General features: G+C 64.9%; 9 protein-coding genes. 7 read left to right on the forward strand and 2 right to left on the reverse strand.

Annotated features, from left to right (window positions below):
- Positions 1-5: 5 nt before the first annotated feature.
- Positions 6-1,007 carry an Ldh family oxidoreductase gene (locus JG746_RS01565; protein WP_202356589.1) on the forward strand — a complete coding sequence of 334 codons (1,002 nt, stop codon included), beginning with the start codon at positions 6-8 and terminating at the stop codon, positions 1,005-1,007.
- A gap of 49 nt (positions 1,008-1,056) precedes the next feature.
- Here JG746_RS01565 and JG746_RS01570 read toward each other — a convergent pair whose 3' ends face one another.
- A complete protein-coding gene (locus tag JG746_RS01570; protein ID WP_202356590.1) occupies positions 1,057-2,193 on the reverse strand; it encodes a DJ-1/PfpI family protein in 1,137 nt (378 codons plus the stop codon).
- Positions 2,194-2,282: 89 nt separating this feature from the next.
- Between JG746_RS01570 and JG746_RS01575 the strand changes: the two genes are divergently transcribed.
- From JG746_RS01575 to JG746_RS01585, 3 genes are all read left to right on the forward strand, one after another.
- Entirely contained in the window at positions 2,283-3,236 is a 954-nt protein-coding gene (locus tag JG746_RS01575) for a GlxA family transcriptional regulator (protein WP_202356591.1), read from the forward strand.
- Positions 3,237-3,590: 354 nt separating this feature from the next.
- The gene (locus tag JG746_RS01580; RefSeq protein ID WP_202356592.1) at positions 3,591-4,043 is read left to right on the forward strand and encodes a DoxX family protein; all 453 of its coding nucleotides are present in this window, start codon (positions 3,591-3,593) and stop codon (positions 4,041-4,043) included.
- Positions 4,044-4,153: 110 nt separating this feature from the next.
- Positions 4,154-5,131 (forward strand): complex I NDUFA9 subunit family protein, encoded by a 978-nt coding sequence (locus JG746_RS01585; RefSeq protein WP_202356593.1) that lies wholly within the window; start codon positions 4,154-4,156, stop codon positions 5,129-5,131.
- A 27-nt stretch (positions 5,132-5,158) separates the two neighbouring features.
- Here the strand turns inward: JG746_RS01585 and JG746_RS01590 are convergent, their stop codons facing one another.
- Positions 5,159-6,526, reverse strand: a complete 1,368-nt coding sequence (locus JG746_RS01590) for a cytochrome P450 (protein WP_202356594.1) — start codon at positions 6,524-6,526, stop codon at positions 5,159-5,161.
- A 194-nt stretch (positions 6,527-6,720) separates the two neighbouring features.
- Here JG746_RS01590 and JG746_RS01595 point away from each other — a divergent pair, with 194 nt between their 5' ends.
- The 3 genes from JG746_RS01595 to gyrB all read left to right on the forward strand — a co-directional run bounded on the left by JG746_RS01595 (position 6,721) and on the right by gyrB (position 12,623).
- Positions 6,721-7,290, forward strand: a complete 570-nt coding sequence (locus JG746_RS01595; protein WP_202356595.1) for an NADPH-dependent FMN reductase — start codon at positions 6,721-6,723, stop codon at positions 7,288-7,290.
- 50 nt (positions 7,291-7,340) lie between these two features.
- Positions 7,341-10,007, forward strand: a complete 2,667-nt coding sequence (locus tag JG746_RS01600) for a caspase family protein (protein ID WP_244730636.1) — start codon at positions 7,341-7,343, stop codon at positions 10,005-10,007.
- Between the two features lie 144 nt (positions 10,008-10,151).
- On the forward strand, positions 10,152-12,623 hold the full coding sequence (gene gyrB / locus JG746_RS01605) for a DNA topoisomerase (ATP-hydrolyzing) subunit B (RefSeq protein WP_202356596.1): 2,472 nt from the start codon (positions 10,152-10,154) through the stop codon (positions 12,621-12,623).
- The last annotated feature ends 33 nt before the right edge of the window (positions 12,624-12,656 follow it).

Here is a 12,656-nt window from a genome sequence, read left to right on the forward strand (position 1 = left end):
TTGCGATGCAACTCAGTCTCGACCAGGCAAGAGGACTGTGCCGGATGGCGGCACTCGGCGCCGGCGCCAACGAGGAGGCGGCGCAGTCGCTCACCGCGTCGATCATCGCCGCCGAGGCGGAAGGGCTTTCGACCGTCGGCCTGTCGCATTTCATCGACTATCTCGAAGCGCTGGAGGCCGGGCGCATCGACGGCAATGCCGATCCGGTGATCACCAGGCCGGCGCTGGCCGTCTATCTTTCCGACGCACGCGGCGGACTGGCGCATACCGGCTTCGACCGGACGATCGACGACCTCGCCAAGGCGGCAAAATTGTTCGGCGTCGCCATCTTCTCGCAGAAGAACGCCTATACGTGCGGCGCGCTCGGCTATTTCACCGGGCGCCTTGCCCAGCAGGGGCTGGTCTCCTTCGCCGCCACCAACGGTCCGGCGGTGCTGGCTGGTTCGGGCTCGGTCAAGCCGGTCTATTGCACCAACCCGATGTCGTTTGCCGCGCCCGCCGCCGACGGCGCGCCGCTGGTCATCGACCAGTCATCGAGCGCCACCGCTTTCGTCAATATCCGCAAGGCGGCCGAAGACGGCAAGAAGATCCCCGAGGGCTGGGCGCTGGACGCCAGCGGCAACCCGACCACCGACCCGGCCGCCGCCATGAAGGGCGCCATGCTGGCCTTTGGCGGCCAGCGCGGCGCCAACATCGCGCTGATGGTCGAAGTGCTGGCTGCCGGCCTGTCGGGAGCCAACTGGTCGCTCGACGCGCCGTGGTTCACCGGCGGCCCGGACAGCCCCGGAACCGGCCTGTTCGTGCTGGCCGTCGAGCCCAAGCTGCTCGATCCGGATTTCGAACAGCGCATGAAGGACCAGCTCGACCGCCTGCGCCGCCGTTTCGGCGTGCATGTGCCGGGCCGCGCCCGTGCCGAGGCCGCCGAGAAAGCGCAGGCGCGCGGCATCACCGCGCCCAAGGCGGTGGTGCAGCGCATTTCCGAATTCGCCGAGCGCTATTCGGCCTGAATCCCAGCGAACGAACGCCTGGCCGGTGCCGGACCTTCGACAGTGCCTTTCAGCGGGGATATTCGAGCTGCATGGCGACGAAGTCGGCCGTGCGTGCGCCGTGGCGAGCCGCGATGTCTTGGAGCGCCTGGTCAAGCGCCCTCGCCGGCCGCGGATCGGCCATGGCCGGGACCAGCCGCTCCGCCGGCCAGTCGGTGGTGACCTGGTCAGGCAAGATACGCAGGCCGTCGCGGCTGACGACCGCGCCCTCCTTGCCGGCGAATGTGACCGCGCCCGAGCGAAAGGTTCGCGACCAGGCATCGGCGACCAGCGCCAGCGACACCTCATCCAGACCTGATATCAGCGGGATACCGAGCTGCTCATGGTCCAGGACGGCAAGCGTGTTGCCGATCGCCGTCAGCGCGAACGGGCGGTTGAACTTGAAGGCGCCACTGTCGTGCCGCGCATCCCAGTGCGCCAGGCCCAGATCACGGCTGACGGCTTCGGCCTTTTCCCGGCCGGCGATGGCCTCGATCAGGGTCAGCATCATCGGCATCGATGCGGTGATCCCCGTCGTCGTCGCGACGCCCTGATCGACGACGAAGCGCCGGTCGGCGACATAGTGGATCGTGGGATGCTTTTCGCGGAGTTCGCCGACGGAATACCAATGGGTCGTCGCCCGCTTGCCGTCGAGCAACCCGCTGGCGCCGACCACCTTGGCGCCGGCGCAGATGCCGATCACCACGGCGCCCTTGGCCGCCTGGCTCCTGATCCATTTCAGCACGTCGGGGTCGTCGTCGCGCATCATGGCCGGTACGATGACATAGTCGGCGCCGTCCGGGTGCTCGGCGTCGAATGCCGCCGTCGTCGCGTCGGGCTCGATCTGCAAGGCCGGGTGCAATCTCATCGGCCCGGGCTGCGTTGCCAGCGCCACGACATCCGCGACATCAGCGCGCCGCAGGATGCCGTAAGGCATGAGATAATCGGTGGTTTCGGTGCCGTCGTTAATGCCGACGATGGCGATCAGGGGACGCTGGCGCTTCGGCGGCTTCAATGCCGCGAGCGTCGAGGCGGTCTCCTTGGCATCGATCGCCGGCTGAACGGCAGCCTGGGACGCCGCCGGCAGCGAGAGCAACCATGCGGCCCCCAATGCGAGGAGGGCCACCGCCACGCCGAGGCCACTCCACAGCATGATACGCAATTTCATGGTCCCAGTCCTTCCGATCGAAACGCTTGACCATCAGCCTAGCTACGGTAGGACTTGTCCGAAATGACATATATCGCGCAAAAACTGCCATGATCCGGAAGGTTGGCATCATCATCCACCCCGGCTTCCAGTTGCTGGACGCGGCCGGCCCGGCGGCGGCCTTTGAGCTGGCGGAGGGGTTTTGTGTCGGGAGCTACAGGCTCGACATACTGGCGCCCGGCGGCGGCGAGATCGAGAGCTCGTCCGGCATGCGGCTTGCGGCCCGGCCCTTGTCTTTGGAAGAGCCGCTCGACACCGCGATCATCTCCGGTGGCGAAATCATTCGCTCCATGGCCGCCGCCCAGGAGATCGTCACCTGGCTCCAGCGCAGGGGCACAAGGCGAACGGCGAGCGTGTGCACGGGCGCCTATCTGCTGGCGGAAGCAGGCCTTCTCAATGGCAGGCGCGCCACCACCCACTGGTGGAGCACGCACGACTTCGCACGCCGCTACCCCGCGGTGAAACTCGATGCGGAGCGGATCTTCGTCAGGGATGGCAGCGTGTGGACCTCGGCCGGCATTTCAGCCGGCATCGACCTGGCATTGGCGCTCATCGAGGATGACCTTGGCCCGGCGATAGCGCGCCGCGTTGCGCAGCAGCTTGTCGTTCACCAACGCCGTCCCGGAGGCCAGTCGCAATTCTCCGCGCTTGTCGAACTCGGCGGACGAACGGGCCGCTTTGTCGAACTGATCGGATGGATGCGCACCGCGTTGGCCCAGCCGCTGACCGTGGAGTGCCTCGCCGATCGCGCCGCCATGAGCCCGCGCAATTTTGCGCGCGCCTTCAAGACGGAAACCGGCACCACTCCGGCCAAGGCCGTGGAGCGAATTCGCCTGGAAACCGCGCGGATTGCAGTGGAAACAGGCCACATATCGCTCGATCGCATCGCGCAGGAGTGCGGCTTCGGCGATGCCGGGCGAATGCGCCGCGCTTTCCTGAGAAGCTTTGGCCAGCCGCCGCAGGCGCTCAGGCGGGCAGCGGCGGTTTCGCGCAATGACGGTTGATGACGTCCTTCGATGTCGCCCCGGCGGTGCGATTTTTATCCGCCTTCGTGAACCTTCCTGCAGGTCGCGGCGACCAATGGCTGTCCGGGTCGGGTTTGCCCGGTCGGTGTCTTCTGCCGGATGCGTCCAGGGCTGGGGCGGGCGTCTTACGCCATGCTGATACCGTCTCAGGTCAGGCCGCCTCGTTGGACCCTGGTTTCGGCATGAGCTTCACCCGGAAAACCCCGCTTCAGCGGGGTTTTCTGCGTTTGGTTGCCTGCATAAACATGATTATGAAAGTTAACTTTTGTTAACTTGACTTGAAGGGAGCCATCGGGCGTTTTCGAGGGGATGTTCACACAGACAGGAGCTACGATGTCCGTAACCACCGACGCTTCCCGCGGCAGGCTGATCATTCCGGCGCTCGGCCGCCTGTATGCATCGCTGCATGACGCCGGCGAAACCGTGCTGCGCGTCGTCGCCGGCGCGTTTCTCGCCATCCACGGCTCGCAGAAGATCACCAATCCCTTCGGCGCCGCCGAAATGGTCGAAGGCCTTGGCTTCTATCCCGGCGCTTTCTGGTCGCTGCTTCTGGCCTGCACCGAGTTTTTCGGCGGCATCCTCATCGCCATCGGGTTCTTGACGCGTCCGGCCGCTTTCGCCGGCCTGTTCGTGCTGCTGGTCACCGTGTGGTTCCACTGGGTGACCATGGGCCAGGGGTTTTCGGGCGCCGAAAAGTCGCTTTTGTGGGCGGCGATCCTGCTCTTATTCGTCATTCGCGGCGGCAACCGACACTCGGTCGACGCCCGCATCGGCAAGGCGTTCTAACAAGCTTTCATGAGGGGCGACGCGACGACGCGTCACCCTTTGCCTTTGGCGCAAAACCGACTATGAAACGGCTTCAGCCAAGCCATCTGGAACGTGCGCCGGAGCCAGCCATGACCGAAATCCTGCAGACCCCAAAGCTTGTTGTCGTCTTTGGCGGGTCTGGCTTTGTCGGCCGCCATGTCGTGCGCGCGCTGGCCAAGCGCGGCTACCGCATCCGGGTCGCCTGCCGGCGGCCCGACCTTGCCGGCCATCTGCAGCCGCTCGGCAATGTCGGCCAGATCCAGCCGGTGCAGGCCAATGTGCGCGTGCGCTGGTCGGTCGACCGCGCCGTGCAAGGCGCCGACCATGTCGTCAATCTCGTCGCCATCCTGCATGAGACCGGCCGGCAGAAATTCTCCGCCGTGCATGAATTCGGCTCCCGCGCCGTCGCCGAGGCTGCGCGCTCGGTCGGTGCCGGGCTGACCCATATTTCGGCGCTTGGCGCCGATCTGGACTCCGAATCGGACTATGCGCGCACCAAGGCGCTTGGCGAAAAGGCCGTCATGGAGACGATCCCCGACGCCGTGATTTTCCGGCCTTCGATCAATTTCGGACCGGAAGACAGCTTCTTTAACCGCTTCGCCAACATGGCGCGCTATTCGCCGGTGCTGCCGCTGATCGGCGGCGGCCAGACCAAATTCCAGCCGGTCTATGTCGGCGACGTCGCCGAAGCGGTGGCGCGCTCGGTCGACGGCAAGACCAATCGCGGCCAGATCTACGAGCTTGGCGGCCCCAATGTGCTCACCTTCAAGGAGTGCATGGAAGAGTTGCTGACCGTAATCGAGCGCAAGCGCCTGCTGGTGCCGGTGCCGTGGTGGGTCGCCAACATCCAGGCCTCGATCCTCGGCCTGTTGCCCAACCCGCTGCTGACCAAGGACCAGGTGATGCAGCTGCGCGAGCACAACATCGTTTCGGAAGCCGCCGCCAAGGCCGACCGGACGCTCGCCGGGCTCGGCATCCAGCCGCAATCGATCGCGACGATCCTGCCGAGCTACCTCTGGCGCTTCCGCGCCGCCGGCCAGTTCCAGCAGCGCAAGCCTGTAGCATAGATCACCGCTACCGCCTGAAAGGCGCGCCTAGCGAGGCGTGACCTGCATTGGCAACCCGCCTTGCGGCTGGGTCGTCAGCTTCTGCACCGGCCATGGCTTGGTGTCAGCGGTCGTGTCGAAGCGGAAGCGCGACAACAGGATGGCGAGCGCGATGATCGCTTCCTGCATGGCGAAGCTGGCGCCGATGCAGACGCGCGGCCCCGCGCCGAATGGCAGATACTGGAAGCGGTCGATCTTTTCGCGATTTCCCGGGTGGAAGCGCTCGGGCAGGAAGGCATCGGGCCTGTCCCAAAGCTTCCTGTGGCGGTGGACGACCCAGGGCATGACCAGCACCGCCGCGTGCTTGGGGATATAGAGATCCTTCCACATTTCCGGCTCGATCGGCTCGCGGTTGATCGACGGCGCCGGCGGATAGAGCCGTAGCGCCTCGTCGAAGGCGGCGCGGGTCAACGGCATGGCGTCGAGCCACTTCGTCGGATCGGGTTCGCGCGCCAGCACCGCATCGATCTCCTGCTCGACCCGATTGCGCTCCCATGGCGATTCGGCGAGGCAGTAAAGCGTCCAGCCCAACGCCCGCGCGGTGGTTTCATGGCCGGCGCCGATGAAGGTGATGATGTTGTCCTCGACTTCCGGCCGCGTCAGCCCGTCGGGGCCCTCGGCCTTGAGCAGCAGCGTCAGGAAATCCTGCGGCACGGCATCGGGATCGCGCCTGAATTTGTCTTCGCGCATCTTGACCGTGTCGGTGACGATCTTGCGGAAATAGGCCATGGTCTTGCGGCCGCGGATGCGGGTGAGCCGCGGCAGCCAGTCGGGCGCGCGCAGCAGGTCGAGCGGATCGACGCGGCCCATGGTCTCGAACAGGCGGTCGATCTCGTTGGCGAAACTGCCCGGCTCGCCCGCGATCTCGCCGGAAAACAGCGTTTCGGCGAGAATGTCGTAGGTGAGCAATGTCATGTCATGGGCGATGTCGGATATGCCGCCCTCTTCGTAGCGGGTGACGAACTCGAGCGTGCGTTTCAGCATCGGCTGGGCGAAACCGAAGATGTGGCGCGGCGTGAACACCGGCGCCATCGCCTTGCGGGACCGCTTCCACACGTCGCCCTCGGCGGTCAGCAGACCATCGCGCAGGATCGGCCGCAGGATCTTCTGGCGCACCGTCGCCATCTTGTAGTTCCTGGCGTTGTCGACCAGCACATGGCGGATCAGGCCGGGATCGTTGGCGATGACCAGACGCCCGCCAACACCGTTCGCCGATATCCAGGGCTCGTTGTAGGTCGGCTCGCCCCAGAGTTCGAGCGGATTGCGGTAGACGATGCGGATCATCTCCAGCGTCGAAGGCGGCGACGTGCGCGGCTTCGGCGCGGGAGGAACAAAGGGGGCGGGCTGAGTGTCCATGAAGTGCTCCGCTATCGCTTCAATGTAGTGGCTGGCGACCCAGGCGTCCATGTGACCGAACGGCAGGTCATTCGCGGTACGAAGCGGCGTTCATCCGATCGTGACCGCTGCCCCCGATATCCAACCTTGTCCGCCGGGACGCGCTGCCTTAGTGACAGTCACCAACAGATACCGCCTGACAAAGGAGCCCGCCCTTGAAGCACCAGTTAAACATCATCATCGGCAGCACGCGGCCCGGCCGCGCCGGCCCGGTTTTCGCCGAGTGGCTGGAGAGATTCGCGCGCGAGCACGGGAAATTCGAACCGGTGCTGACCGATATCGCCGCCTTCCACCTGCCGGTGCTCGACGAACCGCACCATCCCAGGCTTGGCAACTACCAGAACGACCACACCAAGGCGTGGTCGAAGGCGATCGACGCCGCCGACGCCTTCGTCTTCGTGGCGCCGGAGTATAATTATTTCGCGGCGCCGGCGATCGTCAACGCGATCGACTACCTGCTGCGTGAATGGAAGTACAAGCCGGCCGCCATTTTCAGCTATGGCGGCGTCTCCGGCGGCCTGCGCGCGGCGCAGGCGCTGAAGCCGCTTTTGACGTCGGTGGGGATCATGCCGATCCCGGAAGGCGTCGCGCTGCCGATGTATCAGAAGCTGCTCGACGAAAACGGCGCCTTCAGCGCCAGCGAGCAGGTAACCGGCGGCACCAAGGCCATGCTGGACGAGCTTTTGCGCTGGAGCGAAGCGTTGAAGCCGCTTCGCACTGCCTGAGCAAGCCGGTCCCCGAACGCCCCGGCTTGCTCGCGCCATAAAGAGATGGAATGGTCCGCAAAGGACTGAGCCGGGGGCGGTTCGACTTGCGCTTGCTGTTTGCCTTGCTGCTGATGTTTGCGACCACCGCCACCGCGGTGGCGGAACGGCGCGTGGCGCTGGTCATGGCCGACAACGACTACCGGCTGGTCAGGCCACTGGCCAATCCCATCCATGACGGCGAGGCGATGGAAGCCGCGCTGAAGAAACTCGGCTTCGAGGTCATCCTCGAAACCAACCGCGACCTGCGGCGCATGCGGCGCGCGCTCGACGATTTTCGCGAGGATGCCAAGGGCGCCGATGTGGCACTGGTCTATTTCTCCGGCCATGGCGTCGAAATCTCAGGCGACAACCGGCTGCTGCCGGTCGATGCCGACGCCTCCTCGCTCGATCAGCTGAACAGGACCAGCCTGCCGCTGGAAGAGGTGCGCGCTGCCGTCGCCGTCACCGCCAAGGTCGGGCTGATCGTGCTCGACGCCTGCCGCAGCGATCCGTTCTCTGGCAGCAGTGGCGACGGTCGCGGCGCGACCGCGCTGGCCAAGGATGTCGCCGACAAGGTCAAACCGGGTCTCGGCCGCGTCGGCCGGGCGGAAAACATCCTGTTCGCCTTTTCGGCCGCGCCTGGCGAGACGGCCGCCGACGGAACCGGAGAGAATTCTCCCTTCACCACGGCGCTGACCAAATATCTCGGCACCGACGGGCTCGAAATCCGCTCGGTGCTGACCTTGGTGCAGCAGGAGGTCTATGATTTGTCGCGCGGCAAGCAACTGCCCTATGTCGAGAGCGGCCTGCCGAAACTGTTCTTTGCCGCTGCGGCCAAGGAGCAATTGCCGGAGCGCGAACGGCTGCTGCTGGCCATGGCCGACGTGACGCCGGAAATGCGCGGCGAGGTCGAACAAATCGCCAGCGATGCCGACATGCCGCTGGCGCCGCTCTATGGCGCGCTGATCAGTTCCGACACCAGCCATCTCTCCGCCGACAGCCTGAATGCCCGGCTGCGCGAGGCCGCCGACGCCTTCGTCAAGGTGCGCGGCGAAATGAAGACGCTCGCCTCCGACGATCCGCAGGTGGCGGAATTGCGCCGGCAGGCCGAGGAACAGCTTTCGCTGGGCGCCTTCGACGGCGCACGCGCCCTGCTTGCCAAGGCCGCCGACATCGACAATGTCTCGCGCCAGGCGCTGAAGGGCAATTTCGTCAGCCGCACCTTGTCCGAGGCCGCGACGCGTTTCCTGTCCGGGGGCGCGGCGCGCGCCGACCTCGACTACGCCACGGCCATTGGCGACTATGAATCGGTGCTGGCGCTGTATGGCGAGGCCGGGCAGACCTCGCTCAACCTGGAACAGGCCGACCGCCAGAGCCGCACGCTGGAGGAACTCGGTATTCTCTATACAACCGTGGGGAATGTCGAGGCAGCCGGCAGCGCCTTTACCGCGCTGTTGGCCAACCTCGAGCAGCGGTCGCGCCAGGAAACCGACCCCAGCGTCAGGCGCGATCTCGCCATCAGCCACATCAAGCTCGCCAACATAAAGATGGTGCAAGGCGACCTGCCAACCTCCCTGGAGCACTATCAGGCGGCCCGGGACATGCTGCAGGACCTGACCGCAAGCGTGCCGGACGAGAAAGGCTGGCTCGGTGATCTTGCCATGGCCAATGACAAGATCGGCAACGTGCTGGCGACGCAAGGCGATGTGGGTGCGGCGGCCAAGGCCTACCAGCAAAGCCTGTCGATCAAGCAGAAATTGGCCAATGCCGAGCCCAACAGCGCCTATCTGCTGCGCGACCTGACCATAACCTATGATGAAATCGGCGACCTTGCCCGGACCGCCGGACAGTTGGACGACGCCCAGACAGCCTTCGAAGAAAGCCTGAGAATTCGGCTTGCGCTGGCCGGGAACAAACCCGACGACCCCGAGCGCCAGCGCGCTGTTTCCGTCAGCCACGACAGGATCGGCGACCTGCTGCGCCAGCGCGGGGACCCAGCCGGTGCGCTCGTGGCCTACGGCAAGAGCCAGGCGATCGCCGAGGAACTGGCGCGCCGTGACCCCAACGATACCGACCTGAAGCGCGACCTGTCGATCAATTACGCCAAGGTCGGCAACGCGCTCAGCGACCAGGAGAACTGGCCGGCGGCACTGGCTTCCTATCAGCAAGCGCTGGCCGTGGCGCGCGGACTTGCCGCCGCAGACCCCGGCAACACCGAATGGCAGCGCGACCTGTCGGTCTGTCTGGAGAAGGTTGCCGGCGTGCTTGATGCCCAGGGCGATGTCAGCGGTGCGCTGCAAAACTATCAGGACAGTTTTGCCATTGCCGACCGGCTGGCCAAGCTCGACCCCGCCAATTCCGACTGGCAGCGCGACCTGTCGATCACGCTCTCGGAAATCGGCATGCTGGAGGTCAAACAGCGCCACTTCGAAGGTTCCCAGAAGGCGTTCGAGGCCAGCCTCGGCATCCGCCAGAAACTCGCCCAGTCCGATCCGAACAACGCGATCTGGCAATTTGATCTGGTGCAGGCCTACATCAACTACGCCTATGTGGCGAAGAATCCGAAGGCCGTTCTGACCAAGGCGCTGAACCTGACGCTGGAGCTCGACCGCACGGGCCGGCTGGCGCCAAGAGACAAACCCATGATCAAATATTTGCGCGGCCTTCTCGCCAAATTCAGCGGCCGGAAAAAATAGCCGGCTGCCGGCTCGGGATTTGGGCCGGAATGCCCGCAAACCTTGGAAAAACCGCCTTTAGCGCCTATATCTAGGCTATATCAGACGCGCGATTCGGGGCCGATTTTTCGCGCTGTACAAGCGGCATCTAGACAATAGGTTTTCATGAGCGACCAGACCGAGAACACCAACGGCGCCGAAGCCGAATACGGCGCCGATTCCATCAAGGTTTTGAAGGGGTTGGACGCTGTCCGCAAACGCCCCGGCATGTATATCGGCGACACGGACGACGGTTCAGGCCTGCATCACATGGTCTACGAGGTGGTCGACAACGCCATCGACGAGGCCCTGGCCGGCCACGCCGACCTCGTCACCGTCACGCTCAACCCCGATGGTTCGGTGACGGTGATCGACAATGGCCGCGGCATTCCGACCGATATCCACACCGGCGAAGGCATTTCCGCAGCCGAAGTGATCATGACGCAGCTGCATGCCGGCGGCAAGTTCGACCAGAACTCCTACAAGGTGTCGGGCGGCCTGCATGGCGTCGGCGTCTCGGTGGTCAACGCTCTTTCGGCCTGGCTGAAGCTCAAGATCCGCCGTAATGGCCAGATCTTCGAGATGAGCTTCACGCACGGCAATGCCGATGCGCCGTTGAAGGCGACCGGCAGCTACGAGCAGGACAAGCAGCCAGGCACCTATGAGGGCCGCAGCGGCAGCTCGATCACCTTCTTCCCGTCGGCCGAGACCTTCACCATGGTCGAGTTCGACTTCGGCACGCTGGAGCACCGGCTGCGCGAGCTCGCCTTCCTCAATTCCGGCGTGCGCATCATCCTGACCGACGCCCGCCACGCCGATATCGTGCGGCATGAACTGCACTATGATGGCGGCCTCGAGGAGTTCGTCAAATATCTCGACCGGGTCAAGAAACCGCTGATCGAGAAGCCGATCGCCATCAAGGCCGAGCGCGACGGCATCACCGTCGAAGTGGCGATGTGGTGGAACGACAGCTACCACGAGAACGTGCTGGCCTTCACCAACAACATCCCGCAGCGCGATGGCGGCACCCATCTGGCCGGTTTCCGGGGCGCGCTGACGCGCCAGATCACGGGCTATGGCGAGTCCTCGGGCCTGACCAAGAAGGAAAAGGTCTCGCTGATCGGCGACGATTGCCGCGAAGGGCTGACGGCGGTGCTGTCGGTCAAGGTTCCCGATCCGAAATTCTCCTCGCAGACCAAGGACAAACTGGTTTCCTCCGAGGTGCGGCCGGTGGTGGAGGGTCTGGTCAACGAGGCGCTCGGCACCTGGCTGGAAGAACACCCGACCGAAGGCAAGGTGGTCATCGACAAGGTGATCCAGGCCGCGGCGGCGCGCGAAGCCGCGCGCAAGGCGCGCGACATCACCCGCAAGAGCTCGCTCGGCGTCACGTCCTTGCCGGGCAAGCTGGCCGACTGCCAGGAACGCGATCCGGCGAAATCCGAAATCTTCATCGTCGAGGGTGACTCGGCCGGCGGCTCGGCCAAGGGCGGCCGTTCGCGCCAGAACCAGGCCATCCTTCCCCTGCGCGGCAAGATCCTCAATGTCGAGCGGGCGCGTTTCGACCGCATGCTCGGCTCCGACATGATCGGCACGCTGATCACCGCGCTCGGCACCTCGATCGGCAAGGACGAGTTCAACGCCGACAAGCTGCGCTATCACAAGATCATCCTGATGACCGACGCCGACGTCGACGGCGCGCATATCAGGACCTTGCTGCTCACCTTCTTCTTCCGGCAGATGCCGGAGCTGATCGAGCGCGGCCATCTCTACATCGCCCAGCCGCCGCTCTACAAAGTGACGCGCGGCAAGAGCTCGCAATACATCAAGAATGAAAGCGCCTTCGAGGAATTCCTGATCGAGTCCGGGCTGGAGGAAGCGTCGCTGACGCTGGGTTCGGGCGAAGTGCGGACCGGACAGGATCTGCGCGGTGCCGTCGACGACGCGCTGGCGGTGCGCCAGCTCATCAACGGCCTGCACACGCGCTACAACAGAGGTGTGGTCGAGCAAGCGTCGATCGCCGGCGGGCTCAACCCCGACGTCTTCAGCGATCTTGGCCGCGCCAACGCCATGGCGGAGCGGATCGCGCAACGCCTCGACATCATCGCCGAGGACACCGAGCGCGGCTGGACCGGCCGTATGTCGACCTCGAATGACGGCAGCGGCGGCTATGTCTTCGAGCGCACCGTGCGCAGCGTCAAGGAGTACGCCCATCTCGACATGGGGCTCATCAATTCGGCCGATGCCCGACAGCTCGACCGCTACGCACAGCGCCTCAACGAGGTCTACGGGACGCCGCCGGTGCTGCGCCGCAAGGATGTGTCCGAAACCGTCTCGGGGCCGCTGGCGCTGCTCAACGCGGTCTTTGCGACGGGCCGCAAGGGCCTGACCATGCAGCGCTACAAGGGGCTCGGCGAGATGAATGCCGAGCAATTGTGGGAAACCACGCTCGACCCGAATGTGCGCTCGCTGCTGCAGGTCAAGGTCAACGACGCGACCGATGCCGACAGTCTGTTCTCACGGTTGATGGGCGACGAGGTCGAGCCACGGCGCGAATTCATCCAGGACAACGCGCTTTCGGTCGCCAATCTGGATATTTGATGGATACCGCCCAAAACCGCGCAGCGGTTTTGG

Origin of the sequence: Mesorhizobium sp. 113-3-3 (genome assembly GCF_016756495.1) — a bacterium.
GTDB lineage: Bacteria > Pseudomonadota > Alphaproteobacteria > Rhizobiales > Rhizobiaceae > Mesorhizobium.